Annotated in this window: 26 protein-coding genes; 3 read left to right on the forward strand and 23 right to left on the reverse strand. The window is 66.5% G+C overall.

From position 1 onward, the window contains the following. Positions 1-27: 27 nt before the first annotated feature. The 3 genes from ABL840_RS01860 to ABL840_RS01870 are packed head-to-tail and all read left to right on the forward strand — an operon-like array spanning position 28 to position 2,549. Entirely contained in the window at positions 28-963 is a 936-nt protein-coding gene (locus ABL840_RS01860) for a DMT family transporter (protein WP_093301261.1), read from the forward strand. A gap of 32 nt (positions 964-995) precedes the next feature. Next, positions 996-1,697 carry an alpha/beta hydrolase gene (locus ABL840_RS01865; protein ID WP_093301263.1) on the forward strand — a complete coding sequence of 234 codons (702 nt, stop codon included), beginning with the start codon at positions 996-998 and terminating at the stop codon, positions 1,695-1,697. 36 nt (positions 1,698-1,733) lie between these two features. Next, positions 1,734-2,549 (forward strand): hypothetical protein, encoded by an 816-nt coding sequence (locus ABL840_RS01870; protein WP_176947453.1) that lies wholly within the window; start codon positions 1,734-1,736, stop codon positions 2,547-2,549. Between the two features lie 12 nt (positions 2,550-2,561). Here the strand turns inward: ABL840_RS01870 and ABL840_RS01875 are convergent, their stop codons facing one another. The 23 genes from ABL840_RS01875 to hpaE form a co-directional block, all read right to left on the reverse strand. Then, positions 2,562-3,242: a phytanoyl-CoA dioxygenase family protein gene (locus tag ABL840_RS01875; protein WP_093301264.1), complete on the reverse strand. Its 681-nt coding sequence runs from the start codon at positions 3,240-3,242 to the stop codon at positions 2,562-2,564. 33 nt (positions 3,243-3,275) lie between these two features. Continuing rightward, entirely contained in the window at positions 3,276-4,511 is a 1,236-nt protein-coding gene (locus tag ABL840_RS01880) for a lipopolysaccharide biosynthesis protein (RefSeq protein WP_093301266.1), read from the reverse strand. 5 nt (positions 4,512-4,516) lie between these two features. Then, on the reverse strand, positions 4,517-5,830 hold the full coding sequence (locus ABL840_RS01885; protein WP_418116175.1) for a hypothetical protein: 1,314 nt from the start codon (positions 5,828-5,830) through the stop codon (positions 4,517-4,519). Continuing rightward, on the reverse strand, positions 5,827-6,897 hold the full coding sequence (locus ABL840_RS01890) for a glycosyltransferase (RefSeq protein WP_093206814.1): 1,071 nt from the start codon (positions 6,895-6,897) through the stop codon (positions 5,827-5,829). The genes ABL840_RS01885 and ABL840_RS01890 overlap by 4 nt, the downstream gene beginning before the upstream one ends. 17 nt (positions 6,898-6,914) lie before the next feature. Further along, a complete protein-coding gene (locus tag ABL840_RS01895; protein ID WP_093206815.1) occupies positions 6,915-8,060 on the reverse strand; it encodes a polysaccharide pyruvyl transferase family protein in 1,146 nt (381 codons plus the stop codon). Continuing rightward, complete coding sequence (locus ABL840_RS01900) at positions 8,057-9,130, reverse strand: hypothetical protein (RefSeq protein WP_418116176.1); 1,074 nt, start codon at positions 9,128-9,130, stop codon at positions 8,057-8,059. The genes ABL840_RS01895 and ABL840_RS01900 overlap by 4 nt, the downstream gene beginning before the upstream one ends. A 128-nt stretch (positions 9,131-9,258) precedes the next feature. Beyond that, the gene (locus tag ABL840_RS01905) at positions 9,259-10,038 is read right to left on the reverse strand and encodes a sugar transferase (RefSeq protein WP_240652256.1); all 780 of its coding nucleotides are present in this window, start codon (positions 10,036-10,038) and stop codon (positions 9,259-9,261) included. 267 nt (positions 10,039-10,305) lie between these two features. Continuing rightward, on the reverse strand, positions 10,306-12,567 hold the full coding sequence (locus tag ABL840_RS01910; protein WP_093301267.1) for a polysaccharide biosynthesis tyrosine autokinase: 2,262 nt from the start codon (positions 12,565-12,567) through the stop codon (positions 10,306-10,308). Next, positions 12,564-13,019, reverse strand: a complete 456-nt coding sequence (locus ABL840_RS01915) for a low molecular weight protein-tyrosine-phosphatase (protein ID WP_093301269.1) — start codon at positions 13,017-13,019, stop codon at positions 12,564-12,566. The genes ABL840_RS01910 and ABL840_RS01915 overlap by 4 nt, the downstream gene beginning before the upstream one ends. After that, on the reverse strand, positions 13,016-14,197 hold the full coding sequence (locus ABL840_RS01920; RefSeq protein WP_093206820.1) for a polysaccharide biosynthesis/export family protein: 1,182 nt from the start codon (positions 14,195-14,197) through the stop codon (positions 13,016-13,018). Before ABL840_RS01920 ends, ABL840_RS01915 begins: the two co-directional genes overlap by 4 nt. Positions 14,198-15,144: 947 nt before the next feature. Further along, positions 15,145-15,348, reverse strand: a complete 204-nt coding sequence (locus ABL840_RS01925) for a hypothetical protein (protein WP_170217205.1) — start codon at positions 15,346-15,348, stop codon at positions 15,145-15,147. Positions 15,349-15,569: 221 nt separating this feature from the next. After that, positions 15,570-16,547 carry a 2-dehydropantoate 2-reductase gene (locus ABL840_RS01930; RefSeq protein WP_093206821.1) on the reverse strand — a complete coding sequence of 326 codons (978 nt, stop codon included), beginning with the start codon at positions 16,545-16,547 and terminating at the stop codon, positions 15,570-15,572. A gap of 19 nt (positions 16,548-16,566) precedes the next feature. Beyond that, positions 16,567-17,367 carry a class II aldolase/adducin family protein gene (locus ABL840_RS01935; protein WP_093301270.1) on the reverse strand — a complete coding sequence of 267 codons (801 nt, stop codon included), beginning with the start codon at positions 17,365-17,367 and terminating at the stop codon, positions 16,567-16,569. 19 nt (positions 17,368-17,386) lie between these two features. Next, complete coding sequence (locus ABL840_RS01940) at positions 17,387-18,382, reverse strand: Bug family tripartite tricarboxylate transporter substrate binding protein (protein WP_093301272.1); 996 nt, start codon at positions 18,380-18,382, stop codon at positions 17,387-17,389. Positions 18,383-18,418: 36 nt separating this feature from the next. Continuing rightward, positions 18,419-20,170: a dihydroxy-acid dehydratase gene (ilvD, locus tag ABL840_RS01945; protein ID WP_093301273.1), complete on the reverse strand. Its 1,752-nt coding sequence runs from the start codon at positions 20,168-20,170 to the stop codon at positions 18,419-18,421. A 43-nt stretch (positions 20,171-20,213) separates the two neighbouring features. Continuing rightward, on the reverse strand, positions 20,214-20,684 hold the full coding sequence (locus ABL840_RS01950; RefSeq protein ID WP_093301275.1) for an ester cyclase: 471 nt from the start codon (positions 20,682-20,684) through the stop codon (positions 20,214-20,216). Between the two features lie 32 nt (positions 20,685-20,716). Then, a complete protein-coding gene (gene hpaI, locus ABL840_RS01955) occupies positions 20,717-21,538 on the reverse strand; it encodes a 4-hydroxy-2-oxoheptanedioate aldolase (protein ID WP_093301276.1) in 822 nt (273 codons plus the stop codon). 9 nt (positions 21,539-21,547) lie between these two features. Next, the gene (gene hpaH, locus ABL840_RS01960) at positions 21,548-22,351 is read right to left on the reverse strand and encodes a 2-oxo-hept-4-ene-1,7-dioate hydratase (RefSeq protein WP_093301278.1); all 804 of its coding nucleotides are present in this window, start codon (positions 22,349-22,351) and stop codon (positions 21,548-21,550) included. A gap of 27 nt (positions 22,352-22,378) precedes the next feature. Next, positions 22,379-22,786: a 5-carboxymethyl-2-hydroxymuconate Delta-isomerase gene (locus ABL840_RS01965; protein ID WP_093301279.1), complete on the reverse strand. Its 408-nt coding sequence runs from the start codon at positions 22,784-22,786 to the stop codon at positions 22,379-22,381. Positions 22,787-22,802: 16 nt separating this feature from the next. After that, a complete protein-coding gene (locus ABL840_RS01970; RefSeq protein WP_093301281.1) occupies positions 22,803-23,630 on the reverse strand; it encodes an extradiol ring-cleavage dioxygenase in 828 nt (275 codons plus the stop codon). After that, on the reverse strand, positions 23,627-23,962 hold the full coding sequence (locus ABL840_RS01975) for an aromatic ring-opening dioxygenase subunit LigA (RefSeq protein ID WP_093301282.1): 336 nt from the start codon (positions 23,960-23,962) through the stop codon (positions 23,627-23,629). The genes ABL840_RS01970 and ABL840_RS01975 overlap by 4 nt, the downstream gene beginning before the upstream one ends. Before the next feature lie 3 nt (positions 23,963-23,965). Next, the gene (locus ABL840_RS01980; RefSeq protein WP_093301284.1) at positions 23,966-24,940 is read right to left on the reverse strand and encodes a tripartite tricarboxylate transporter substrate binding protein; all 975 of its coding nucleotides are present in this window, start codon (positions 24,938-24,940) and stop codon (positions 23,966-23,968) included. Next, positions 24,937-26,403: a 5-carboxymethyl-2-hydroxymuconate semialdehyde dehydrogenase gene (hpaE, locus tag ABL840_RS01985; protein ID WP_093301285.1), complete on the reverse strand. Its 1,467-nt coding sequence runs from the start codon at positions 26,401-26,403 to the stop codon at positions 24,937-24,939. Before hpaE ends, ABL840_RS01980 begins: the two co-directional genes overlap by 4 nt. Between the last annotated feature and the right edge of the window lie 8 nt (positions 26,404-26,411).

A 26,411-nucleotide genomic window follows, 5' to 3' on the forward strand; every position in this document is an offset into this window, starting at 1 on the left:
AATTTTCACGGACGGCGGAAGCGGAGTATGGATTCAAAGACGAAGAAGCCGGCGGGCATCGGCCTTGCCGAAGTGATGCTGCTGCTCGTGGCGGCGGTGTGGGGCGGCAGCTACGCGGTGGCCAAGCAGGCGACGCAGCAGCTGCCCGTGCTGGAGTTCATCGCGCTGCGCTTCGGCCTCACCTTCGTCGTGCTGCTGCCCGCGCTGAAGCCGCTGTTCGGCGCGCGGTGGCGCCAGGGCCTCGCGGTCGGCGGCCTGCTCGGCGCGAACCTGCTGGCGATCTTCGTCTGCGAGACCTTCGGCGTATCGCTCACCACGGCCAGCAACGCCGCCTTTCTCATCAGCCTGTGCGTTGCGCTCACGCCCTTCGTCGAATGGTGGCTGCTGGGCCAGCGGCCGGCGCGGCGCATGTTCTGGGCCGCCGGCCTGTCGGCGCTGGGCGCGGCCATGCTCTCGGCCACGTCGCCCGCCGAGCTTTCGGTGGGCTGGGGCGACGGCCTGATGGTGATCGCGGCCTTCCTGCGCGCAGTGATGGTCTGCATGACGCGGCGGCTCGCCGGGCATCACGCGATGCCGGCGCTGACGCTCACGGCCGTGCAGTCGGGCGTGATGGCGCTCGGTGCGGCGGTGCTCTCGCTCATCGCCTCGCCGGCCGGCGGTGCCTGGCACATGCCGCCCGCCACGGCCTCTTTCTGGTGGGGCATGGCGTACCTCGTGCTGCTGTGCACCGTCTTCGCTTTCTTCGCGCAGAACCATGCGGCCTCGCGTTCGAGCCCGAGCCGCGTGTCGCTGCTGATGGGCAGCGAGCCGGTGTTCGGCGCGCTGATCGCGGCGTACGGCTTCGGCGAGCGCATCGGGCCGTGGGGCTGGGCAGGGGGCTTGCTGATCGTGGGCGCGGCGTGGTGGGTGACGATGCCGGCGAGGGAGGGCTCGGGCCGCGCTGTCGCGGGCGACACAGCCTGAGGGGAGCGCGTCCGCCGTGTCATGCTCGTGCGATGAACGACGACTTTTCCGTTTCCGCGGGTGCCCAGACGCTGCGCGGCACGATCACGGGCAACCCGGCGGGCGATGCGCCTCGCGTGCTGGCGCTGCACGGCGGCGGCCAGTCCTCGCGGCGCGGCATCCAGTACCTTCTTGCGGGGCTCGCGCATAGCGGCGTGGCCAGCGCGTCCTTCGACTTCTCCGGCCATGGAGAAAGCACCGGGCAGGTCGAGGGTTCCAGCCTGAGTGAGCGAGTGGCGCAGGCGCTGGCCGTGGCCGGCCATGTGGCGCCGGGGCGTGCGCTGTCGCTGATAGGTACGAGCATGGGCGGCCACATCGCGTGCTCCCTGATTGAACGGCTGCAGCCGCCCGCGCTGGTGCTCTTCTGCCCGGCCGCCTACGTGGCCCAGGCGCAGGACGCGCCCTTCGGCCCGAGCTTCCAGGCTATCCTGCGCTCGACCACCGACTATGCGAGCTCACCGGCCTTCACGGCGCTCGAAGGCTTCGAAGGCCGGCTGCTGCTGGTGTACGGAACGGCGGACGCAGTGATTCCCACGCAGGTCCTCGACCAGTACGAGAGCCGGGCCTGCAGGGCGAAGTCGGTCGAGGTCGTGCGGCTCGAGGGCGCGGGGCACAAGCTGCACGACTGGCTCCAGTCCCATCCGTGGGACCATGAGCGGGTGCTCGACGCGGCGCTGAGAACGTTGGCCTCTTAGCCGGAGAGAATCCGCGCCGGGAGGAATTACGTTCACATGATCTCGAACAAGCAAGGAGGGCGCGCCGCCTGGCGCGCATGCGGTATCGCGCTGGCGCTCGCCGGCCTCTCGGCGCACGCCGAACCCGATGCGCCGGCACCGGCGGTGCAACAACAATCCACGGAAGCCGCGGCCGATGCGCCCGCCACACCTGTCGCGGCGGTCGAGCCGGTGACGCCGCAGACCCGCGTGCGCTTCAGCCGGGGCATGTACAAGCCCGGCATCGAACAGCTTCGCGTGGTTCGCCGCGAAAACACGATGAACAACATCGCGGGGCAGGTCGCCCTGAACATCGCGCTGACGGCGATCGCGGGCCGCGTGAGCGTCGGCGCGCAGGGGTTCTCGAAGGACGATCTCGGCGGCACCACGCTCGAGGCGCTCAAGGACGATCCGGCGGGCGCCAACCCCGCCATGAGCGAGTTGGTCGACGCGCTCAGCAAGGTCGCCACCGGCATCTACCGCAAGCGCGCCGAGGCCGCGTACGCGACGGCCCTGACGGACGGCTCCACACCCGAGGAGATCGAGGAAGCGCGCAAGGTGCAGGCGGTGGCCGACACGCCGCTGCTTCCGGGGTCCTGGCATCTGGTCTACGAGAGCCTCACGGGCTCGGACGAGCTGTTCCGCCTGAAGTTCGGCGCCGAGCTTGGCCGCGCGGGCTTCATGCGTCCGCCTGCCACATGCTTTTATCAGTCGGAGCCGGTCGCCTGGAACGAATGGCAGGCCGACAACTGGCAGCGGCTGCGCGAGGAGCGCGCCAAGGCTGTCGCGCGCTGCACGGAGACGCTCGCGGCCACGCCCGAAAAGTTCTGGTAGGCCAGTCCCCGGCTACGCCGCGCGAAACGCCTCGGCAGCCGGCTGGCGGCTCGGCTGCCTCATCGCCAGCAGCTCGTCGTCGGCGCACAGGATTGCGAAGGCCCGGTGCTTCTCGCCGAAGCTCATGACGGGGCCGGCGTGGTGCAGCGAGCGGTGGTTGAAGGCCACGACGTCGCCCGGGTCCACCTCGTAGCCCACGATGTCGAAGGCGCCTCGGTTGGCCTCGATGTCGGGCAGCTCGGGGGCCTGCGCCTCGTCGTCCGCCGGGCCGATCCAGCCGGCTCGGCGGTATCCCGTCTTCCAGAGGTGGGAGCCGCGCACCACTTCCGGTGCCGTCTCGCGAGGCATGTGGTCCACGGGCATCCACAGGTGGACGATGCGGTGGCTGTCCGCCAGGCCGTAGGACATGTCCTGGTGCCAGGGCGTCGCGGTCGCGGCGCTCACGTCCTTGTCGAAGAGCAGCTGGTCGCAGATCCAGCGCAGCCGCCGCGTCACGGTGAGCTGCCCGGCGATCTCGCTGGCGCCCGATTCGGACACCACGCGCTGCAGCACGCCGTCGTGCCGCTGCTCGATGCCGTCGCGCGCCAGCTCTATCCACCCGGGCGAGACGATCCCGCGCAGGCACACGACGCCATCCCGCAGGAACCGGAGGCGCTCGTCGAAGCTCACGCCGCGAAGCAGTGGGTTGCTCATAAGGATCTCCTCCAGCGCCGGTCCCTAGCGGGTTCAGGCGCGTTGCTCCCCGTTCGCCCGCATCAGGAAGAACAGCCAGGCGATCATCAGTGCGGCCATGCAGGCAAAGCCCCACGTCATGGCGTGGACGGTCTGGATGTAGGAGACGGGCGTGCCCGCCGCGAGCATCGCGACGGCGAACACCACCGCGCCGATCACCGAGCACAGCAGCAGGGCGCCGGGCCGCGAGGCTGCCCTGAAGCCGGTGCGCAGGCACATCGTCAGGCCGAAGATCGCGGGCGCGTAGAAGAAGGGCGAGAAATCCATTCCCCTGTAGTTCGCGCCGAAGGCCAGCACGACGAGGCGAGGGCCCAGCAGGCCCAGCACCACGCCCACGGCCTCGGCGACCACGAAGCCCAGCAGCACGAAGCCGGCGAAGTCGCGAAAGGACTTCTTCCTTTGCGCCTCCTGTGCCGACTTCCAGTTGGCCGCCAGCTGCGGCAGCAGGTAGTAGCCCAGCGCCGACAGCACGTACTGCATGGGCAGCAGGAAGGTGATGTAGATCTTGAGCAGGCCGCCCTGCTCGGCATCGGCCGAGGAGCCCAGCAGCAGGATGGCGCCGCCCGTCATGATCCAGCTCATGAACTGCGAGAGGCTGGCCTTCCAGCCGTAGGCCATCGATTCGCCGACCGTCAGGCCCTGCGCGTCCCTGGCCGCCGGCAGCGGTTGAACCGTGTTCCTCACGTTGCGCAGCACGAGGAAGAGAAACGGGATCTGGAGAACGGAAACCAGCAGCAGGGCTTCCTTCCAGCTCGCCGGCCTCTCGGCGTTCAGCACGACGACATAGCCCGCCGCGATGAGCGCGCCTGATGCGCACAGCACGCCGTAGCGCCGCCCCGCGAGCAGCAGGCTGCGCGAGATCCAGAAGATCTCGTAGCCCGCGATGAGGGCCGCGCCCACCCATTGCAGCTGCCCCGGAAAGGCCGCTATCTGCCAGGCCAGGTAGCCGAGCAGGGAGAACAGGACCACCAGCGCCCACGCCAGCCACGCGGTGGACCGGTCGACGTAGTAGCGCCTGATGAGCAGGGGCTCGTGCACCATCGCCATGTGCAGGATGTACTGGAAGCTGACCACCGCCAGGAAGGCGGAGGCCACGCCGAAATCGGAGGGAGAGAGCACGCGCGCGAGGGCGAAGCTCAGCAGCAGCTGGCTCGCGCTGTAGATGCACTGGTCGGCAACGGCGAAGACCGGACCACCGAGGCGCCTTGCCAGACCGGACAGACGTTTCATTCCACCTAGTCCGATATCGAAAGCAATACGGGACTTGACGTCGCCTTGACGGTGAACCCCTCGCCCGAGCGGCTGCCGCAGCTGCCTTCGCGCATCTGGGGAAAGAAGTCGACGCGCGTGCACTTGCTGCCGCTCGCGCCGGCGGGGACCGACACGGTCTTCTCGCCGCCCTGCGTCCACACCACGTTCAGCAGCGACTGGCCGCGGCGCAGCACCAGCCGGCTCGTGCCGCCGGCATCCTGGTAGGACACCTTCTGCGAGTGCCGGACGATCTTGAGGAATTCGGTGAGCGCCGAGTAGGCTTCCTTCTTCTCGCCGCCCTTCGACTTGAGGCCGAAGTTGTCTTCCTTCGAGAAGTAGGAGTCGCCGCGGTCGCGCCACGAATAGAGGTTCAGCAGCTTGATGCCCGCGGCGACGTTGATGAGGTATTCCCGGAAGACCAGCGCGGCCTGCGCGCCCTGGTTGCGCACCGGCATGTACGAGGCATAGCCCCATTCAGAGGCGACGATGCCGGTCTTGTTCAGCTGGCGGCGGTCGAGCTGCACGCGCAGCTTCTCGTAGTCGGCCAGCGCCGTCTCGGGCACCGAGCGGTAGGGATGGATCGAGATGTCCGTCAGGCAGTCGCTCTTGGCGGCCGAGACGAAGGCGTCTTCCAGCTCGGGAGGAACCTTGCCGTTGCTGCCGCCGACGAAGGGCAGCTTCGCGAAGCCGAATCCGATGATGATGTTCGGCCGGATCTGCTGCTGCTCCAGCTTGCTGCAAAGCGCCGACGAGGCCGCGCCGAACTCCGGCACCAGTTCGGGCCGCAGGAAGGTCTTGAGGTCCGGCTCGTTCCAGACTTCCCAGACGGCGACGTCGGCCGAATGCGCCTTGATGAAGTCGCCCGCGAAGTCGGCGAACAGGCTTTCCTTGCTGGCATTGCCGGGGCCGCGGCGCAGGTCGCCGGGCTCGTGGCCCCAGATTTCCTTGCCGCCGAACAGCGTCACGATGGCGTCGAGCCTGGCCTTGCGCACGCGCTGGATGAGCTTCGGATAGTCGATCAGCGTGGGGTTGACGCTCTTCAGCGGAGGCCGTACGCCGAAGCGCACGAACTCGAAACCGGACGCGCGGATCTCGCGCAGGTCGTCGTCGGTGATGGTCGCCGGGTCGATCTGCACGCTCAGCGCGACCGGGTACTCCGAGCTCAGCGTGCCGATGCCCCGTGCGGCGGCCGGCCCGGCCGCGGTGACCGCCGTGGCGGCGACGAGCAGGGCGCCGAGCCATCCGGCGAGCCTGCGGGAAAGAGGGCTGGAAGTCCTGGAGGTCATGGCGGTCTTCATGGCAGCACCGATTCCTTGTACAGGTCGACGATGGCGGTGTTCATGCGCTGCGAGGTGAACTTCTCCTCGAAGATCCTTCGCCCTGTCTGCCCCATCTGCCGCAGGGCCAGTTCGGGCATGCGGTCGATCTCGCGCAGCATCTGGTCGATGTGGTCCAGCTCGAAGAGCCGGCCGCTGCGGTCGTTCTCGACGATGTCGACCAGGCCGCCCACGGCGGATGCGAACACGGGCTTGCTCCTGGCCATCGCCTCGACGGCGACGAGGCCGAAGCCTTCCCAGCGCGACGGAACGATGATGGCGTCGCAGGACTGGTAGACCGCGTCGAGCGCGTCCTTCTCGAGCCAGCCCTTGAACTCCACCCGCGCGGGCTGCGCGAGCTGGAGGTCCTTGCGCACCGAGTCGCCGACCACGATCAGCCTGAAGTCGGGCCTGACCCTGGCGTAGGCGTCGAGCAGGAGGTCGATGCCCTTCTGCCGGTCGAGCCGGCCGACGAAGAGGATCGTGCGCGGCCCGGCTTCGCCGTCGCGAAGCGGCAGGCGCGCCGGCGCGGGGCTCACGGAGTCGATCCCGTTGGGAATGCAGGTGCACCGCCGGATGCCCGACTTCGACGCGATCCGCACCTCGTGGCGGCTGATGCAGATGATGGCGTCGCTGCGCGAGGAAAGCAGCCGCTCGATCCAGCGGTAGGCCGACTTCTTGTAGCGCGACGCCGCCTGGTCGAACGCCCAGCCGTGGGAGCAGTAGACGATCTTCACCTCGCTGGGGATCTGGCCGAGCAGTGCCATCGAGCGCACGATGCCGCCCGCGATCGAGCTGTGCAGGTGCAGCACCGAGGGGCGCTCCGTCTCGATGATCTTCTTCACGCGCGCGGCGTAGCCCACCAGCGACAGCGGGCTGCGCGCGGTGGGCACCACGTGGGCGCTTTCGGGGTTCAGCCAGTCGACGTTGCCGGGCAGGATGAACTTCACCTGGCTGATTTCCGGCGAGTTCCGCTGGAAGTTCGAGACGATCCGGAGATAGGTCTCCAGTCCGCCCTTGAGTGTTTCCGCGACGTGCAGGACTTTCATGGAATTCACTCCTCGGCTCAGATCAATGCGTGGGTTCCGGCGATGACGGCGGACTGCAATTCGTGCAGCCGCTCGCGGTCGTTTCGTGCCTGGAGCAGTGCCAGCACGGAGGCCTTCAGCTCGTCGTGCCTGGGCGAGAGGCCGAACAGGTGCTGGGTGCGGTTCGTGAGCTGGAAGAAGGACTCGACCTTCTTGTCCCAATTCATGCCCAGGGAGGGAATGCCCAGGCTGTAGGCGACGATGTTCGCGTGCAGCCTGTGGGCGGCGATGCAGGAGCAGGCGCTGATCAGCGTGACGAGGTCGTCGGGGCGCTTCGGAACGGCGAACGAGAAGTTCGCCGCCGTGGCGCGGGAGGAAATCTCGGCCAGGACCTTGTTGTCCTCCGCCGCGCCGTTCGTGAAGTACAGCACCCGGGCGCCTTCGGCCTGCAGCGCTTCGGCCAGGCCCGAGAAGAACTCCGCCGAGCCGACGGTGCGCGTGCTTCCGTACTCGGAATTCATCACCAGGGCATCGAGGCTGCTGACGCAGATGCCCACGTCCCACTTCTTCTCGGGCGAGAGTTCTTCCGAGAAGGCGCTCGCGCAGACCAGCGCCGGGTCGGGAACCACGCTGATCCGGCTGCGCGGAATGCGGAAGAAGGCGTGCAGGTTGTTCGCTGAATCCACGTCGCGCGTTGCGTAGAAGACCGGCGCGGCGTTCTGGAGGAACTTGCCCACGAGCAGTTTTCCCCAGAAGGACCATCTGGCCGTGACCCCGACCGACACCACGGCCACCTTCTTCCCGCGCAGCAGCCTGCCCAGGAAGAAGAGCTTCGACGGAAAGTTCAGCGCCACGTCGCAGAAGAGCTGGCCGCCGCCGACGATGACCAGGTCGGCATCGGCCACCGCTGCCTGCCATTGCCTGCGCCAGTTCAGCAGGTAGTTCTTCAGGCAGTACGCGAAAACGATTGCGGAGCGCAGCACCGAAGGCAGCTTCTGGAAGACGCCGAACGCGCCGCCGCCGCGCAGGTTGGATTCGTCGAACGCGACGCGCCCGGCGATGTCGAGGAACTCGACCTTCACGCCCGGGTACTTCATGTCCGCGATGTGGGCCAGCGACGCCGCGATGACGCCGTCGCCCAGGTTGTCGCTAAACGGCACCGCGCAAATCAGGATTTTTTTCATCTTTGAGTTGGCTTGTTTCCGGAAACCTTGATGGCGATCAGATAAAGCATTACGGAAGTCAGATGCCTGGTGAAACTGCCGAGGTCCGGTTCGAATATCAATTGAACGAGGATGTGCGCGACGAAAAGACTGCCGAAGAAACGGGGCTCGAATTGCTCCGGCTGTCGCCTGGACCTTCGCCGCGCCTTGTAGAGGATCAGCAGCATGGCGAAGATCATCAATTGCATGAACGCGTCGCTCGGCGTCTGGAAATAGATGACGGGCGTGATCAGCACCGTTGCCGCATAGACGTAATTCACCAGGAACCCGGGGCCCGTGGCGGGCGACGCGATATTGGTGAATGCCGTGCGGTTGTCGCTGCCGATCTGTTCCGCATAGGCATTGGAGGTGTCGCGCGGCGATTGCAGCGTCTGCAAAAGACTGGAGGGCGCGGCCAGAACCGCACCGGCGATCACGATGGCGGCCAGCACGTGGTATTTGAGCGGGCGGCGCCAGAGGTAATGGACGATGAAGAATACGCCGACGATCAGCAAATAGTAATTGCGGACGAAAACGCCATAAATCGCATAAAGACCGAGGAAGGCCCCGATGGTGAGGAATCTGGAAGTCCGGAAATAGATCGTCGTCACGGTGATGCACATGGTCATGAGCAGCACCACCGTCTCTTTTGACGGAGCGAACATGTTCAGCATGATGCAGGGCGCGATCAGCAGCAGCCGCGAAAAGAAATCGCCGGCCCTGCGGATCTTGTGCGTCGCGAAAAAAAGAAATATCGCGCTGCTGATGCAGGTGAAGACGTCGAGGTTGTCCGATCCGATGATGCTGAACAGCGCGGCCGTGACGGCGAACGAATTGTCCATTTCGTCCGTTCCGCCGTAATTCAGGATCTCGAGGATCTTTGCCGAATCGACGCTCCATTTCTCGGGAAGCATTTCCCGGAAATACGCATAGATGATCACGTACACGAACACGATCAGCACTCCGGCAATCGAGTACTGGTTGAAGCGGCGCGTGCCTCTTCTTGTTGTTGTTCGTGGTGTCGCGGCCGGACCTGGAATGGCGTGGCTCATCCGCATGTGGATTCCAATCCGATCATTTGCAAAGCGAAAGAAGGTCTGTCCGGCCTTGCGGCGCGGACTCCGTGGAAGACGTACTCCGACCGATCCGGCCGGAGCCGATCACCCGGGACCGACGAGATTCATCGCGACCCGTGACCGGCAGCAACCACCCAGATGGTCCTGAAGAAGATGTCGACGTCCTTCCCGACGGAAAGGGTCTCGACATATCTCACGTCGAGCGCGACGCGAGCGTTGTAGGTCAGCTGGTTGCGCCCGCTGACCTGCCAGAGGCCGGTAATTCCGGGCCGCACGGCGCAGTAATGCGACCAGTTGTGGCCATAGAGCTCCTTCTGCTCGAGCATGCAGGGGCGGGGGCCGATCAGGCTCATGTCGCCCATCAGCACGTTCCAGAATTGCGGCAATTCGTCGAGGCTGGTCTTGCGGATGAATTTGCCGAACCGGGTGATGCGCGGGTCGTCGTCCAGCTTCTGGTATTCGTCCCATTGGCGGCGCGCCTCGGGATTGTTCTTCAGGTGCTCTTCCAGCACCTGGGCCGAATTGGCGATCATCGAGCGGAATTTGTAGAAGCGGAATACCCGCCCGTTCTTTCCGTATCGCGGCTGGTAATAGAGCACCGGCGCGCCGGAACTGGCGAAAACGCACAGGCCGAGCAGCACGAAAAGCCAGCCGAAGGCGGCAAAGAAGAAAAGAGCGGCGCCGATATCCACCGATCTTTTCGCGACCTTCAGCAATGGCGAATGGCTGATTCCGGATTGCGAGCCGCCGCGGGCCATTTCACCGCTGGCCTCGGAGATATCCCAGCCTTGCGGTACGAGCGATTCCTCGGGACGGAGATTGCCCATGGGGTTTTTCCATCCGGATTTGAAGCGCGACAAGATTTCCCGTCGAAATGCTTTCATTTTTGACGCACCTTTCCTCATGCGGGCAAATGCCCGCAGATCCTCGGTTATGGCCCTGTATTTTTGGCCGACACTACCCGCACAAATGCCTCTTAGTGTCTGCAGTGCAGAAACTATTGCGCGGCCAAATGACTCGATGAAGGCAATACGAATGAACTAACAGCCATTTGTAGTGCCTTTTTATTCCGAATACTATTTGAGTATTTAATCGATGCGCCAGGCTGAAACCCGTCGCATGATTTTGAATTTAACTCCAATTCAGTCGGTCTAAGTGGAATCCCTGTTGGTATTGTATGTGTATTGCAACTGTTTGTAAGCGCCGTATTTGTAACCCCCGCTTCCAGCGTGGCGGCGGCTTAAATCAATAGCATTCAGAATTACGCCATTTACAGTTCTGCCAGCATGGGCGAGCCTTCTGACGGTTTCGTTCAATTCGCCCAGCTGGGTCTTTTCGGCTCGTGCCACGAGCAGCAGGGTGCTGGCGAGCGGTGCCACCGAGGCGGTGTCGGCGGCCACCAGGACCGGGGCGGTGTCGATGACCACGAGGTCGTACTGCGGCGACAGCTTTTCCAGCACGTGCACGAAGGACTCGCTGGTCAGCAACTCCGCAGGGTTCGGCGGCAGCACCCCCGTGGTCATGATGTCCAGGTTGGGCAGCACGGCAGGGCGGATGGCCTGCTTGAAGTCCAGCGTCCCGGCGATCAGTTCCGACAGGCCGGAGGAGCGCGGGATCGAGAAGAACTGGCTGACCCGGCCCTTGCGCAGGTCGGCATCTATCAGCAGCACGCGCTTTCCGGTGGCCGCGGTGATCGCCGCGAAGTTGACCGAGATGAAGGTCTTGCCAACGCCGGGCGTCGCGCCCGAGATGAGCAGGCGGTTGTTGGTCGCCTCCAGCATCGCGAACTGCAGCGCCGTGCGCAGGCTGCGCAGGCTTTCCACCGCCGGGTCCTCCGGCTGAAGGTGCGCCAGCACGTGTTTGCCGGCAAGCTTGTTCTCGATGTTCCTGTCGATGGTGCGCTGCGCGGCGCTGAGCGGCACGCTGCTGTAGACGTTGAGGCCGGTGTGGTTCTCGATCTCGGCCGGATTGCGGATGCCGCCGAAGAAGGAACTGCGCGCGATCGCGGCGCCGAAGCCGGCGGCCAGCCCGAGGATCGCCGCCAGCGCGATGACCAGCGGCCGCTTGGGCCACACCGGTTCTTCCGGAACGATGGCCTCGTCGAGCAGGCGAACGTTGCCCACCTTGCCCTCCTTGGCCAGCCGCATCTGCAGCGAGCTGTTGAGCAGCGACACGTACAGGTCGGTGTTCACCTTGATGTCGCGTTGCATGCGCACCGTGTTCTGCTGCAGCTCGGGCATCTTGCGGATGCGCGCGTCGACGGTGGCCAGCGCGCTCTTCCAGGCGGCGACCTGCGCGTCCAGCGTCTGCACGTTGGGATGCTCGCTGGTGAAGCGCGAGGTGAGCTCGCGCCGCTTCTGCTCCGCCTCGAGCAGCTTGGACTGCAGGTCGACCGTCTGGGTCAGCGCGTTCTTCGCCTCGTCGTCGAGGCTGACGGTGCCGTTCTGGTTGCGGTAGCGGTTGTAGATGTCTTCCGACTGCTCGAGCTGCTTCTTGAACTGCGGCAGGGCTCCGTCGAGGAAGCCCAGCGTCTTCTCCGCCTCGGCCGCCTTGCGCTCCATGTTCTGGCGCACGTATAGCCGGCCGATCTCGTTGAGCAGCTGCGTGAGCTTCTCGGCGTCGGGGTTCTTCCAGCTCACGTCGAGCACGCCCGACTGCTTGCCCTTCTCGACCACCTTGAGCGCGTCCTGCAGCGCCAGCAGCGTGAGCTGCGTCGAAGACCGCACGAGCACGAACTGCGCGCCGGGCTTGGCCTCGATGCTCGTGACCATCAGGCTCAGGTTGCCGTTGGGAACGCCCGGCACCTTCGCTTCCATCAGGGTGCCGATGCGGCCCTTCATGGGCGTGTCGATGTCCGGGTTGCTCAGCTCGTACTGGCCGTCGGTGCCGAGGGTCAGCGTGAACTTCTTGTCCTCGAAGTCGACGGGCACGTCGAACTTCGGCACGAGGATCTTCTCGGTGCCCGTCACGTAGCCCGAAAGCCCCATGAAGCCGGGGTCCGAAAGCTCGGTGGCGCGGCGCGCGAGCCAGCTGCCCACGAAGGGCGCGTAGCGCGGCCGGGCGCTGATGTAGAGCTTGGTGTTCTCCACCGCCTTGCCGAGGATGGCGCGCGAGCGAAGTATCTCGATCTCGCCCGCGGCCGGCGTCTTCACGCTCAGCAGCGAAGAGGCCGCATCGCCCAGGAAGCTCCCGGCCGAGTTGCCGGAGTCTTCGACCTGCACCGCGACGTTGCCTTCGTAGACCGGCTTGCCGAGAAAGGCGTACGCCGTGCCCAGCAGCACGGCCACGACGGCGATGGCCGCGACGAGCCAGCGGTTGTCGATCAGGATGTCCAGGTACTCGGCCAGGTTGATGCCATCACCATCCTCTTCCATGGCTTGCAGCGGCAGCGCGGCTTGCTGGGTTGCGTTCATGTCGTTTGCTGCTCGGGTTTTGTGATTTTCAGAATGCGGTCGATCCATGCGCGGGTGCCGGCATCGATCAGCGCCAGGGCGTGCTCGAACGCGGCTTCGTCTTTTCCATAGGGATCGGGCACGTCGTGCCCGTCGAATTCGGCGATGCGGAACACCTTGCCGCGCACGAAGGGGTAGGTCGACTCGAGGTGGCGGCGCTGATCGCGGTCCATCACCAGGATCAGGTCGGCCTGCCGGCACAGCAGCTGGCTCACCTGCTGCGCGACGTGGCCCGAGATGTCGAGGCCGCGCTTCTTCATGAGCGCCTGGGCCTTGGCGTCGGCGGGCTTGCCGATGAGCGCGCCGGTGCCCGCGGAGAACACGCGCAGCCCCGGCAGTCCCGCTGCGAGCAGGCCCTCGGCCATGGGGCTTCGGCAGATGTTGCCGATGCAGACGGTCAGCACGGATCTCATCGGTGGTTCATGTAGACCTGGTCGCTGTTGTAGAGCGCCTGGGTCGCCGGCAGGATCAGGCTGGCCACCCGGTACCAGGTGACCAGCGGCACGGAGTCGATGTAGACCACGTCGCGCGGCTGCAGCGGAAAGCGGTCGGCCAGCGCGAGCGCGGCGGGGTTCTTCGCGTTGAGATGGAAGACGGCCGGCGTGCTCCTGGCGCCGCCGGCGTCGTTGCTGCCGCCGCCGTTGCGCACGACGTAGATCTGCCCCGTGTTCGCGGTGCCCAGGTTCGCACTGCCGGCCTCGCCCAGCGCCTCGTTGAGGCTGAGCTTGCCGTTGTGCATGGTCAGCGCGGAAGGCTTGAGCACTTCGCCCATCACGAACACCTTGCTCTCGTCGCGGTTGCGCACCTGCACCACGTCGCCGCTCTGAAGCGGGATGCGGCTGGCGCCGACGCCGATGTCCTGCAGCTTCGGCAGGTCGATGAGCGTGGTCCTGTCGCCGCGCGTGAGCGTGATGAACGAGCGGTCGCCCGCGGCCGTGATGCCGCCGGCGCGGTTGAGCGCCTCGGCCAGCGTCATCGGCACGTCGGTGAAGATCTGCAGCCCCGGCGAGTTCACCTCGCCTTCCACGAAGGCGCGGCGGCTTCTGAAGGACTGGATGCGCACCGTCACCTGCGGGTCCTTGATGTACCTGGCGATCTGCTTGGCGATCAGGTCGGAGGCCTCGATCTCGGTCAGGCCCTGCATCTTCACGCGCCCGATGTACGGAAAGCTGATCTGCCCCGAGGCGTCGACGATGAAGCCGGGCGCCACGCTGATGCCGGTGGGGTCCACCTGCTGGGAGATCACCGCGCCGGCGTGCGGCAGCAGCTCGGGGTGGTCGTAGACGACGACGCCCACCACGTCGCCCGGCCCGATCGTGTAGACCGGCGCTTCGCCGAACAGCGCCTTCACGTCCGGCGGAACGGCGGTGGGCCGTGCGTCGGCCATGGCCCGGATGAGGCTCGGCGAGATCGGCACCAGCCCGCCTTCGGCCGGCATGCCGTCGGCCGCGAGGGCCGGCGCGGGACTCTGGTCGGGCTCGTAGGCCACCACCGAGCCGAAGCCCGGCGCGCAGCCCTGAAGCGCCAGCGCACCGGCCAGGGCGGCGATCCACCCCGTCAGGTACAGGTAGCGGGTCAAATGGAACTCCATTGCGAACTTGGTTATTTCAAAAACTGCGATTGCACATGCAAAGCCCGAGCCTGATTTGGCATCGATTGCGCCGGTTAATTCTTTTTATTGAGGGAGGTTTATTCCGGGCAGTCGACGATTTATCGGCAGGTCGGCGAGAGCGCGAATTGTCGCTGCCTTCGCAAGGCAACTTTTTGGTGGAGTAGACGCAAGTGACGTGTCTATTCGTGCGTCGACCATGCCGGCCACAGGGTCATGTTCCGGCAGGCCTGTCGCCTGCCTGTTTTCACTGGGGAAATGAGGCGAGGAACGCCCGTTTTGCAGGCTCTTCCGAAGACCGGAAATTGCGACCTATTTATTACCCCGCATAGCCGGGAGATTGTGGTTTTCGATCCACAAAGTCAGGTTGTATAGGGTTTTTGATATTGCGTTCGAATTTGTAAAGAAATGTGTCCCGGTAGGAGGCGGCTGACAAGCCGTGGGCCGGGAACATCAAAGTGCCTGCCGGAGGCAACAAATGGCTTCGGCGAGGCAATGATCGACTGGAATGCTGCGGAATCCGGCAGACAGTACGTTTTTCTAATTAATCCGGAAATTGAGCGCCCCTCGACGGGGCTGGAAGCACCAACTGCGTGCAATGGCGTTCCATGAAGCCGAAGAATGATTTCAGGCTAATCTGGAGCGTATTCCGTACGGGTTCTGATTTGCTCGGAGCCGGGCAAGACTTTTGTATTGCCTGTTGATGCCCGCAATTCCTGGAGCCGGAATATGTTTCATATTACCGATCATTGAAACCGGGGCCGATCGGTGCAAAGGGCCGGATAAATCAGAAAAAAGGGTTCATGAGCGGCTGCCACTGCCGCTCGAGGCGCCAAATACAGGAGAAATATTGTGCCGACCCCCGGCGAATTGAATGCGAATGTTTCTGTGCCGGGCTGCGAAATGGGGCCCGTTGCAGGCCCCGCGGCTCATTGCTCGCGGTCGTCGCCGGGGTGGCCGAGCTGGTTCTTGGCCGAGCGCACGCCTCGCACGACAAGGTAGAGCGCGCCGCCGGCAACCACCACGAAGCCGGCCACGGCGAGGCCGCCCATGCCGAAGGCCCACCACCAGAACAGGCCGCTGATGGGCAGCAACACCAGCGCCACCAGCAGCTCGATGAAGATCAAACGCATCCGTCTCCCCTTGTTCTCAGACATGCAGGCAGCCTTGGTGGTGTGTAATAAATCGCTACGTGCATTTTGAGTGGCGAGAGGATAGCCCAAGAAGAAACGCGGGTGTACAGGGTTTGCGGCCCCCCGCAACCCCCAACCCGTCGTTCTTCAGTCTGCGAGCCGAACCTGTGCGCGGCCTGACTGGTGCCGGCCGGCCCCGGTCGGCGATCCCGCCCCGGGGATCAGTACAGCCCGAGCTGCCGCGTGCGCAGCCGCGCCAGGCCGAGCAGCGCGTCGGTGAACGGCGTGGCCACCGCCGTCAGCTCGCCCAGTTCGCGCACCACCGTCACCAGCGCGTCCAGCTCCACCGAGCGCCCGGCCTCCACGTCCTGCAGCATGGAAGTCTTGAACGCGCCCAGCTTCTTGGTGATCTCGTGCCGGTCTTCCGGGCTCTGCGTGATCTCGATGCCGATGCGCCGGCCTATCTCCTTGGCCTCCAGCATCACCGCCGAGATGAAGCCGCGCACGTAGTCGTCGCCCATGATCAGGTCGGTGGTGCAGCCGGTGAGGGCGCTGATCGGGTTCACCGTCATGTTGCCCCACAGCTTGAACCACACGTCCTTCTGGATCTGCGGCGACAGCGTGGTGTCGATGCCGGTGCTCTTCAGCAGCGCCAGCAGCTTCTGCACGCGCGGCGTGGCCTCGCCCGAGGGCTCGCCGATGATCAGCCCGTTGCCGAAGTGATGCCGGACCACGCCCGGCGCGTCGAGCGAGCAGCTCGCGTGCACCACGCAGCCGACCACGTTGCGCGACGGAATGGCGCGCGCGATGGCGCCGTCGGGGTCCACGGCCGCGAGGCGGTGGCCGGTGATCGGGCCGCCGAAGCCGCCCTCCAGGAACCACCATGGCACGCCGTTCATCGCCACCAGCACGATGGTGTCGGCGCCGATCAGCGGCCCGATGCGCTCGGCCACGCCGGCCAGGGCGGGCGCCTTCACCGCGATGACCACCAGGTCCTGCACGCCCAGGGCCTCGGGGTCGGCCACCGCGTTGACCGGTACGCGCGTGCGCACGTCGCCGCGCATCAGCGACAGGCCGTCGCGCTGCAATGCTTCGAGCGTGGCGCCTCGCGCCACCACGTTGAGGCGCTCCCCCGCCTGGGCGAGGCCGACGCCGATCCATCCGCCGATCGCGCCGGCGCCGTAAATGCAGATCTTCATGAGCTTGGGTCGTTCCGGTTCAGTTGCGGTAGGAAGGATCGATGCGGTCCACCTGCCGCACCAGCGCATTGAACACGTCCTGGCCCGCGCCGTGCTCGGGGCTGAACTGCAGCGCGTCGCGCGTGCAGCGCCGCGCGATCTCCTCGCTCACCGGAATCGCCTGGCCCATCGAGAAGGTCGCCATCTGGATCTCGCAGGCGCGCTGCAGCGTCCAAAGAATGGCGAAGGTCTGCGGCAGCGTCTGCCCCCAGGCCAGCAGGCCGTGGTTGCGCAGGATCACCGCGTTGCGGTCGCCGATGCTCTTCAGCAGGCGCGGACCTTCGTCGGCATGGATGGTGATGCCCTCGAAGTCGTGGTACGCCACCATGCCGTGCAGCTGCGCCGTATAGAAATTGGTCTGCTGCAGGCCTCCCTGCAGGCAGGCCACGGCCACGCCGGCCGTGGTGTGCGTGTGCATCACGCAGTGCGCGCCTTCCAGGCCGTCGTGAATCGCCGCATGCACCGTGAAGCCGGCGGGGTTCACCGGATACGACGAGCCGTCGAGCACCTTGCCCTGCAGGTCGATCTTCACCAGGTTGCTGGCCGTGACCTCGCTGTAGTGCAGGCCGAAGGGATTGATGAGGAACTGCTTCTCGCCACCCGTCACGCTGTCGGGCAGCCGAACGGTGATGTGGTTGTAGATCATCTCCGTCCAGCCCAGCATCGCGAACACGCGATAGCAGGCCGCGAGCTCTTCGCGCGCGGCGCGCTCGTCCGGGTGGATCGAGGGATGGACCAGCGCCGACGTGGAAGACGGCGCACTGGTGGCGAGTGTGTTCATGGCAGTTCCTTCATGTGTTTCAACCTTCCGCTGTGAAGCCAACCTCTTTCACGATCGGCGCCCACTTGGCGGTGTCTTTCTTCAGCAGTTCGGTCAGCTCGGCCGGCGTGGAAGACATCGCTTCCAGGCCGAAGGTGCCGAGGCCGTCGATCACGTCCTTCTGCGCGAGCGCGCTCTTCATCGCGGCGTTCAGCTTCGCCACCAGTTCGGGCGAGGCCTTGGCCGGCAGGAAGAAGGCGAACCACTCGCTGTGCGCCATGTCCTTCAGGCCCTGCTCGCCGAAGGTGGGCACTTCGGGCGCGAAGCGGCTGCGCTTGGCGCCCGACACGCCCAGGATGCGCACCTTGCCGGTGGGCAGGTGCTGCGTGATGTCGCCGATGGGGCCCGATACCGCCGAGATGTTGCCGCCCAGCAGGTCGAGCATGGCCGGCTGCGTGCCGCGGTAGGCCGCGTGCTTGAGTTCGACCTCGCCCTTCTTGCCCAGCAGAGCGCCGATGAAGTGCGGCGTGGAGCCGGCGGCCGGCGAGCCGTAGTTGGCACCTGCCGGGTTCGCCTTGGCCCAGGCCAGGAACTCGGGCACGGTCTTCACACTGGCGGGCACGGCCGGGCCCACGGCGAAGCCGAAGTCGAAGATGCAGGCCAGGCTGACCGGCGTGATGTCGACCATCGGGTCGTACGGCAGTTTCTTGTAGATGTGCGGGTAGATCGTGAGGATCGAGGTCGGCGTCTGCAGGATGGTGCTGCCGTCGGCCGGCTTGCCCTTCACGTAGCCCACGGCGATCTGGCCGCCCGCGCCGGTGCGGTTCTCCACCACCACGGTCTTCGCGTAGTCCCCGCCGAGCTTCGTCGCCAGGCGGCGGCAGGTGGTGTCGGACGTGCCGCCGGCCGCGAAGCCGGTGACGATGGTCGCGGTCTCGATGTTCGTCGTCGCCTGCGCGAAGACGTTCTGGCCAAGGCTGGCCATCAAGGCGGATGCACTGGTGGTCTGCAGGATCTGGCGGCGCGTGAAGCTCATGGTGTCTCTCTCCGGACGGTGGTTATGGAGGGTCGATCAGGACTCGTCGCGCAGCCAGGTGACCGCGCCCGAGTGGGTCACGGCGCCCTGGTGGGCAGGGCGCACGGTGAGCGCGTATTTTTCCAGCAGGCCGCCGCGCGCGACCCCCGCGTTTACCTCACGTCCGGCGAGCCGCGCAGCGATTTCTTCGGCCGCGAGATCGACCGTGATCGAGCGCGCCTCCGCCCGCGCGTCGATGGAAACCATGTCGCCGTCGCGCAGCGCAGCGATCGGGCCGCCGTCCGCCGCCTCGGGCCCCGCGTAGCCGATGCACAGGCCGCGCGTCGCGCCCGAGAAGCGCCCGTCGGTCAGCAGCGCCACCTTGTCGCCCATGCCCTGGCCGTAGAGCAGGGCGGTGATGCCCAGCATCTCGCGCATGCCGGGGCTGCCCCTGGGCCCTTCGTTGCGGATCACGATCACGTCGCCCGCCTCGTAGCTGCGGTTCTGCACGGCCGTCTGCGCCTCTTCCTCCGAATTGAAGACGCGTGCCGGGCCGCGGAACACGAGGCCCTTGAGCCCGGCCGTCTTGAGCAGCGCGCCGTCGGGGCACAGATTGCCCTTGAGCACCGCCAGCCCGCCGTCGCGCGTGATCGGGTTGCCGGCCTCGCGCACCACGCGGCCGTCTGGCGCGAGGGCGCCGGCCAACTCCTCCGCCATCGTGCGGCCGGTGAAGGTGAGCGCGTCCCCGTGCAGGAAGCCCTGCTCCAGCAGCGTGCGCAGGATCACGCCCGCGCCGCCGATGTAGAACACGTCGCGCGCCAGGTACTTGCCGCCCGGGCGCAGGTCGGCAATGAGCGGCGTGCGCGCGAAGATCTCGGCCACGTCGTCGAGGTGGAACTTGATGCCCGCCTCGTGCGCGATGGCCGGCAGGTGCAGCGCCGCGTTGGTCGAGCCACCGGTGGCCGAGACGATGGCGCAGGCGTTCTCGAGCGCCTTGCGGGTGACGATGTCGCGCGGCAGCGGGCCGTCACCCAATACCGCCTTCATCAGCGTCTTGGCGGCACGGCGCATCAGCGGCGCGCGTTCGCTGAACACGGCCGGCACCATGCTGGAGCCGATGGGCGCGAGGCCCAGCGCCTCCGACACCATGCCCATGGTGTTGGCCGTGAACTGCCCCGCGCAGGCGCCGGCGGTGGGCAGGCAGGCGCGGCTCATGGCGTCGAGCTCGTCGTGCGTGGCGGTTCCGGCCAGCACCTTGCCGATGGTCTCGTAGGTGTCGACCACGTTCAGGTCCTGCCCGTCGGGCCCCGGCATCTGGCCCGGCAGCGCCGAACCGCCGTGCACGAACACGCTGGGCACGTTGCAGCGGACCATGCCCATCATCAGCCCCGGCAGGTTCTTGTCGCAGGCGCCGATGGCGAAGATGCCGTCCCACTGGTGGCCGCGTGTGGAGGCTTCCACGCTGTCGGCGATGAGCTCGCGCGAGATCAGCGAGAAGCGCATGCCCGAATGCGCCATCGTCAGCCCGTCGCTGATCGACACCACCGGGCATTCGTGCGGCGTGCCGCCGCCGGCGTAGATGCCGGTCTTGGCGTGCTGCGCCTGCTCGCGCAGGTTGAGGTTGCACGGGCTCATCTCGCCGCCGGTGTGGAACACGCCGACGTGCGGGCGCGCGATGTCCTCGTCGTCCTGGCCCAGCGCGTGCAGGAAGCTGCGCGTGGTCGCGCGGATCGTGCCCTCGCGGATGGTGGCGGAGCGGAAGCGCTTGTTGCCGCTGTTGCTGCTGTTCGGATCGTCGGGCGTGGTCATCGGCTGGCGTCGGGGCTGGCTGGTCGTGGAAGAAGAAGGTCGGTCAGAACATGCCGTTCTTGTTCGCGGCGGTCTCGGGCACCGGCTGCACCACGTCCCAGTGCTCGACGATCTTCCCGTTCTCCAGCTTGAAGATGTCGACGATGGCGCTGCCGCGCGTGCCCGGCTCGCGGATCGCATTGACGTGCAGGATCACGTAGTCGCCGTCGACGAAGCTGCGCTTGATCTCGCTCCTGGAGTTCGGGAACTTCTCGCGCAGGAAGGCGATGAACTTGCGGAAGCCCTCGGGGCCGTCGGCAGCCGTGGGGTTGTGCTGCACGTAGCGGTTGCCCACGTACTGCAGGGCCGCGTCGGCGTCCTTCTGGTTGAGGCCCTTCTCGTAGAAGGCGAGCACGGCCTGGCGGTTGGCTTCCTGCTGGGCGGTGGTTCCCTGCTTGCCGCCGCCCATGGGCGCGCAGGCGGCGAGGAACAGGGTGGCTGCCGCGGCCAGGGCCGCGAGGGTCGTGCGTTGCATGGCGAGTGCTCCCGTGTGAAGAAGAAAAGAGATCAGTAGCCGTTGGGCGAGGCCGCGCCGGGCGCCACCTTGTACTTGGCCAGCAGCTGCTTGGCCGCGGTCGCCAGCACCATGGTGTCCACGCCCACCGCCACGAACAGCGCGCCGGCCGCGAGCCACTTGCGCGCCTGCTCCTCCGTGGTCGACAGGATGCCGGGCGCCTTGCCGGCCTTGAGGATGCGTGCGATGGCGTCGGCGATCACCGCCTGCACCTCCGGGTGGTTGGGCTGGCCCACGAAGCCCATCGAGGCCGACAGGTCGGCCGGGCCGATGAACACGCCGTCCACGCCCGGCGTGGCTGCGATGGCATCGAGGTTCTTCATCGCCTCCACCGTCTCGGCCTGCACCAGCAGGCAGGTCTGCGCGTTGGCCTCGTGCAGGTAGTTGGGGTAGGCCTGCCAGCGCGAGGCGCGCGCCAGTGCGCTGCCCATGCCGCGGATACCTTCGGGCGGGTAGCGCATGCCCTGCACCAGCCGCGCGGCCTGCTCGGCGGTGTCGACCATCGGCACCAGCAGCGTCTGCGCGCCGATGTCGAGGTACTGCTTGATCAGCGTCGTGTCGCCCACCGGAATGCGCACGACCGGGTGCGAGCGGTCTGCCTCGGCCTGCGCCGACCATGCGCTGGAAATGCCCTGCAGCTGCGCGAGCACCGAGCGCACGTCGTTGGGGGCGTGCTCGCCGTCGACCAGCAGCCAGTCGTAGCCGGTGCCGGCCAGGATCTCGGCCACGTAGCCGTCGGCCAGCCCGACCCAAAGGCCGATCTGGGGCTTGCCGGCCGCGAGGGCCTGCTTGAAGGTGTTGATGGGGGTGTGCATGGTGTTCGTTCAGGCGAAGCGGAAGGAAATCGAACCGAGAGGACCGTAGTCTGCGTGGAAGGTGTCTCCCGGCACGGCGGTGGTCGGCCGCGTGAACGAGCCGCCCAGCACCACTTCACCGGCCTCCAGGCATTCGTCCCAGGGCGCGAGCTTGTTCGCGAGCCAGGCCACGCCGGTGGCCGGGTGGTTGAGCACGGCCGCGGCCACGCCCGATTCCTCGATCACGCCGTTCTTGAAGAGCAGCGCGCTCACCCAGCGCAGGTCCACCGCATCGGGTTTCACTGGTCGTCCGCCCATCACGATGCCGGCGTTGGCCGCGTTGTCGGAGATGGTGTCGAACACCTTGCGCGGGGCCTTGGTGTGGCGGTCGAACTGCTCGATGCGCGCGTCGATGATCTCGATGGCGGGCACCACGTAGTCGGTGGCGGCCAGCACGTCGAAGATGGTCACGTTCGGGCCCTGCAGCTTCTTGCCGAGGACGAAGGCCAGCTCGACCTCGATGCGCGGCGCGATGAAGCGCTTGAACGGGATGTCGCCGCCCTGCTCGAAGAACATGTCGTCCAGCAGCGTGCCGTAGTCGGGCTCGTCGATCTGGCTCGACTGCTGCATGGCGCGCGAGGTGAGGCCGATCTTGTGGCCCTTCACGGTGCGCCCTTCGGCGATCTTGGTCTTCACCCATTCGCGCGAGATGGCGTAGCCGTCCTCGACGGTCATCTCGGGAAAGCGCTTGGAGAAGTGCTCGACCTGCACGCGCGACTTCTCGCTTTCGTGCAGCTCGGCGGCCAGTTGGGCGATGGTGGCTTTGGAGAGCATGTGGGTCCGTTCTTCTCTTGTCGTCGTTCAGCTCTTGTTGAACAGCGGATGCAGGTTGCTGTGCTTGCCGTCGTACACCTGCCCCGGGCTTTCGTCGATCTGCAGCGTGATGCCGATGTGGCGCCTGTCGAAGATCGACGCGAAATGCGCGCGCACGTCGGCCAGCAGCTCGTCGCCGGCCTTCTTCTTCACCGCCTCGGAGCGCCCGGCGGCCATGCGGATGTTGAGGTACACGAAGGCGTAGTCGGCCTTGCCGTCGGCCACCGCGTAGTGCGCGGCGGGGTAGGCCAGCACGCGCGTGCCGCCGATGGGGAACACCGGCTTGTCGGCCTCGTCGCGCTGCTTCAGCATGGTGTCGGCCAGCGTGCGGCACAGGGCCGACATGTCGGTCTCTGCCTCGATGTTCGGCGTGTAGAGGATCACGAGATGGGGCATGGGTGCTGCTCTCCGTTCATTCCACCGACATCGTCGCGGCCGTGCAGGTCACCGCGAAGATCGGGATCGCCTTCATGTGGAAGATCTCGCCCTTGCCGCGGGCGGCCGCCGCCACGCTGATGAAGGTGCGGATCTCGAAGCCGCCCTGGCCCGCCTCGCGGTAGGTGGCCTCGTCGCCGTAGTCGGCCTGCGAGAGCAGCGCCTCGCGGTCGTTGGCGCACCAGCGGCGCATGAACTCCGCGTCCCACTCGGCATTGACCTTGCCCGAGTCGGGCGTGGCCGGCCAGTGCGAGATGCCGCCCGTGCCCACCAGCGCGATGCGTTCGGGCACCTTGTCGCAGGCGCGGCGCAGCGCTTCGCCGAAGGCCCAGGCGCGGTGCAGCGGGGTGAGCGGCGGGCCCTGGCAGTTGATGTTCACGGGGATGACCTTGGTGTCGAACTTCGGCGTGAGGAAGTTCAGCGGCACCATGATGCCGTGGTCGAACTTCCATTCCTCCGCATAGGCCACGTCCACCGTCTGCATCACCTCGCGGATCAGCCGCTGCGACAGCGCGGCGTCACCCGGGATGCGGTGCTTCTCGATGCCCAGCCACTTCGGGTCTTCGATGGGGCCTTCGTAGCTGTCGGCCATGCCGATCGCGTAGGCCGGCATGTTGTTCATGAAGAAGTTCGCGAAGTGCTCGGCGGCGATCACGATCACCGCGTCGGGCTTCGTCGCGCGCATCGCCTCGCCGAAGCGATGGAACTGCGCGTGGAACTCGTCCTTCACGGCAGGGTCGGCAAGATGCGCGCGGCCGGTGATGCCGGGGGCGTGGCTGCACACGCCTGCGAATACGAGACTCATACGCCCGCCACTTTCTCGTCGGTTCCGGTTGTCATTGCGTAGATGCCCGCGCGCACCGGGCCGTACTTGCGCACGCCCTCGCGCATGGCTTCGAGGTAGTCGGCCCACGGAATGCCCAGCAGCGGCGCGAAGTGCATCAGCAGCTGGCCGTTGCAGCCGAGCACATAGAGCTTGCCGATATCGCCGGTGTCGATGGCCTCGCGTTCCTCGTCCGTGAAGTCGTAGGCGCCCAGCAGCGCCGCGCGCGTTGCGCCGCCTTCGGCATAGCGCCGCTGCACCTCCGGCTCGCGGTTGAGCGCGAACAGGAATTTCTGCATCGCATAGAGGCTCATCGTTCAGCCCTCGATCTGGATGTTGGCCTTGCGGATCACGTCGGCGTACTTCGCGATCTCGCTCTGGATGAAGGCCGCGAAGCGCTCCGGCGTGCCCGACAGCGACGCGATGCCGCCCTTCTGGAAGGCATCGGTCACGGCGGAGCTCGCGAGCGCGCGGTTCACCTCGGCGTTCATGCGCTGCACGACGGCGTCGGGCGTGCCGGCCGGGGCCAGCAGGCCGTTCCACGAATTGGACTCGATGGGCACACCCTGTTCGGCCAGTGTGGGTATGGCGCCCGCGTACTGCGAGCGCTGCGCGGTCGCCATGCCCAGCGCCACCAGCTTGCCGCTCTGGATGTGGCCGCGGAACTCGGGCCAGTTGCCGAACATCATCGTCACCTGCCCGCCGAGCAGGTCGGTGAGCGCCGGGCCCTGGCCCTTGTAGGGAACGTGCACGATGTCCAGGCCCATCTGCAGCTTCAGCATCTCGCCCGAGAGATGGGCCGAGGTGCCGTTGCCGAAGGAGGCGAAGCTCAGCGTGCCCGGCTTCGCCTTGGCGGCGTTGCGCAGGTCGGCCAGCGTCTTCAGGCCGCTGCCCGGATGCGTGGCCAGCACGTGCTCCGACATGCCCATGAGCGCCACGGGGCGCAGGTCTTTCTGCGTGTCGTAGGGCAGCTTGCGGATCAGCGTCTGGTTGGCCGTGAAGCTGTTGGCCACGCAGACGAAGGTGTAGCCGTCGGGCGCGGCCTTGGCGGCGGCATCGACGCCGATCACTGTGCCCGCGCCGGGCTTGTTGTCGACGATCACCGGCTGGCCCAGCGTCTTCGACAGCTCAGTGCCGACGAGGCGCGCGACGAAGTCGGTGGTGCCGCCGGGCGTGAAGGGCACGATCACGCGGATCGGCTTGGCGGGCCATGTGCCCTGTGCGCGTGCGAGCGAGGGCAGGGCCGCGAGGGCGGCCGCGCCTTGCAGCAGCGTGCGGCGGCTCGAGTTCACGCCACGCCCCAGTGCGGAATGTGATGCGAACCCAGCGACACCGCCACGTTCTTCGGCTCGCAGAACACTTCGTAGCTCCAGGTGCCGCCTTCGCGGCCCGTGCCCGAGGCCTTGGTGCCGCCGAAGGGCTGGCGCAGGTCGCGCACGTTCTGGCTGTTGACGAAGCACATGCCGGCCTCCACGGCGGCGGCCACGCGATGGGCCTTGCCGATGTTCTCCGTCCACACGTAGCTGCTCAGGCCGTACTGGATGTCGTTGGCCAGTTCGATGGCGTGCGCCTCGTCCCTGAACGGAATCAGGCAGGCCACCGGGCCGAAGATCTCGTCCTGCGCGATCTTCATGCGGTTGTCCACGTCGGCGAACACGGTGGGCGCGACGTAGTTGCCCTTCTTCACGCGGTCGGGCAGGTTCGACGGCGCTTCCAGCCCGCCGCACAGCAGCGTCGCGCCTTCCTTCGGGCCCAGCTCGATGTAGCTGCGCACCTTGGCCAGGTGGGCCTGCGAGATCATCGGGCCGACGATGGTCTTCTCGTCCAGCGGGTCGCCGACCGTGATGCGCTTCGCGCGCTCGGCGAACTTCGCGGCGAAGTCGGCGTAGATCGACTGCTGCACCAGGATGCGCGAGCCGGCCGTGCAGCGCTCGCCGTTGTTGCTGAAGATCATGAACACGGCCGCGTCGAGCGCGCGGTCGAGGTCGGCGTCTTCGAAGATCACGAAGGGGCTCTTGCCGCCGAGCTCCATGCTGAACTTCTTCAGGCCCGCGCTCTTCACGATGCGGTTGCCGGTGGCGGTGGAGCCGGTGAACGAGATGGCGCGCACGTCGGGGTGAGCCACCAGCGGCTCGCCGGCTTCCTTGCCGTAGCCGTGCACCAGGTTCAGCACGCCGGGCGGAATGCCGGCTTCCAGTGCCAGCTCACCCAGGCGAGCTGCCGTGAGCGGCGAGAGCTCGCTCATCTTCAGCACGGCGGTGTTGCCGAAGGCCAGGCAGGGCGCGACCTTCCAGGTGGCGGTCATGAAGGGCACGTTCCACGGGCTGATGAGTGCGCACACGCCCACCGGATGGAACAGCGTGTAGTTCAGGTGCGTGGGCGTGGGGTAGGTGTGGCCGTCCACGCGCGTGCACATCTCGGCGAAGTAGTAGAAGTTGTCGGCCGCGCGCGGCACCAGCTGCTTGCCCGTTTGCGCGATGACCTGGCCGCAGTCGTTGGTCTCGGTCTGCGCGATCTCGGGCACGTTCTTCGCAATCAGGTCGCCGAGCTTGCGGATGAGCTTCGCGCGCTCGGGCGCGGGCATGCCGGCCCACTTGGGAAAGGCTTCCTTCGCGGCGGCCACCGCTGCGTTGACTTCGGCTTCGCCGCCCGAGGCGACTTCGGCCAGCACTTCCTGCGTGGCGGGGTTGACGGTCTCGAAGTAGTCCGAGCCCTTGACGGACTTGCCGCCGATGAGATGGTCGATCTGTTGCATGAAGAGAG

The sequence above is a fragment of the Variovorax sp. NFACC27 genome (assembly GCF_048301545.1).
GTDB classification, from domain to species: domain Bacteria; phylum Pseudomonadota; class Gammaproteobacteria; order Burkholderiales; family Burkholderiaceae_C; genus Variovorax; species Variovorax gossypii.

Coding starts and splice junctions, on each gene's coding strand:
- ABL840_RS01860 (WP_093301261.1), top strand. CDS start 28: ATGGATTCAAAGACGAAGAAGCCGGCGGGCATCGGCCTTGCCGAAGTG.
- ABL840_RS01865 (WP_093301263.1), top strand. CDS start 996: ATGAACGACGACTTTTCCGTTTCCGCGGGTGCCCAGACGCTGCGCGGC.
- ABL840_RS01870 (WP_176947453.1), top strand. CDS start 1,734: ATGATCTCGAACAAGCAAGGAGGGCGCGCCGCCTGGCGCGCATGCGGT.
- ABL840_RS01875 (WP_093301264.1), bottom strand. CDS start 3,242: ATGAGCAACCCACTGCTTCGCGGCGTGAGCTTCGACGAGCGCCTCCGG.
- ABL840_RS01880 (WP_093301266.1), bottom strand. CDS start 4,511: ATGAAACGTCTGTCCGGTCTGGCAAGGCGCCTCGGTGGTCCGGTCTTC.
- ABL840_RS01885 (WP_418116175.1), bottom strand. CDS start 5,830: ATGAAGACCGCCATGACCTCCAGGACTTCCAGCCCTCTTTCCCGCAGG.
- ABL840_RS01890 (WP_093206814.1), bottom strand. CDS start 6,897: ATGAAAGTCCTGCACGTCGCGGAAACACTCAAGGGCGGACTGGAGACC.
- ABL840_RS01895 (WP_093206815.1), bottom strand. CDS start 8,060: ATGAAAAAAATCCTGATTTGCGCGGTGCCGTTTAGCGACAACCTGGGC.
- ABL840_RS01900 (WP_418116176.1), bottom strand. CDS start 9,130: ATGAGCCACGCCATTCCAGGTCCGGCCGCGACACCACGAACAACAACA.
- ABL840_RS01905 (WP_240652256.1), bottom strand. CDS start 10,038: ATGAAAGCATTTCGACGGGAAATCTTGTCGCGCTTCAAATCCGGATGG.
- ABL840_RS01910 (WP_093301267.1), bottom strand. CDS start 12,567: ATGAACGCAACCCAGCAAGCCGCGCTGCCGCTGCAAGCCATGGAAGAG.
- ABL840_RS01915 (WP_093301269.1), bottom strand. CDS start 13,019: ATGAGATCCGTGCTGACCGTCTGCATCGGCAACATCTGCCGAAGCCCC.
- ABL840_RS01920 (WP_093206820.1), bottom strand. CDS start 14,197: ATGGAGTTCCATTTGACCCGCTACCTGTACCTGACGGGGTGGATCGCC.
- ABL840_RS01925 (WP_170217205.1), bottom strand. CDS start 15,348: ATGCGTTTGATCTTCATCGAGCTGCTGGTGGCGCTGGTGTTGCTGCCC.
- ABL840_RS01930 (WP_093206821.1), bottom strand. CDS start 16,547: ATGAAGATCTGCATTTACGGCGCCGGCGCGATCGGCGGATGGATCGGC.
- ABL840_RS01935 (WP_093301270.1), bottom strand. CDS start 17,367: ATGAACACACTCGCCACCAGTGCGCCGTCTTCCACGTCGGCGCTGGTC.
- ABL840_RS01940 (WP_093301272.1), bottom strand. CDS start 18,382: ATGAGCTTCACGCGCCGCCAGATCCTGCAGACCACCAGTGCATCCGCC.
- ilvD (WP_093301273.1), bottom strand. CDS start 20,170: ATGACCACGCCCGACGATCCGAACAGCAGCAACAGCGGCAACAAGCGC.
- ABL840_RS01950 (WP_093301275.1), bottom strand. CDS start 20,684: ATGCAACGCACGACCCTCGCGGCCCTGGCCGCGGCAGCCACCCTGTTC.
- hpaI (WP_093301276.1), bottom strand. CDS start 21,538: ATGCACACCCCCATCAACACCTTCAAGCAGGCCCTCGCGGCCGGCAAG.
- hpaH (WP_093301278.1), bottom strand. CDS start 22,351: ATGCTCTCCAAAGCCACCATCGCCCAACTGGCCGCCGAGCTGCACGAA.
- ABL840_RS01965 (WP_093301279.1), bottom strand. CDS start 22,786: ATGCCCCATCTCGTGATCCTCTACACGCCGAACATCGAGGCAGAGACC.
- ABL840_RS01970 (WP_093301281.1), bottom strand. CDS start 23,630: ATGAGTCTCGTATTCGCAGGCGTGTGCAGCCACGCCCCCGGCATCACC.
- ABL840_RS01975 (WP_093301282.1), bottom strand. CDS start 23,962: ATGAGCCTCTATGCGATGCAGAAATTCCTGTTCGCGCTCAACCGCGAG.
- hpaE (WP_093301285.1), bottom strand. CDS start 26,403: ATGCAACAGATCGACCATCTCATCGGCGGCAAGTCCGTCAAGGGCTCG.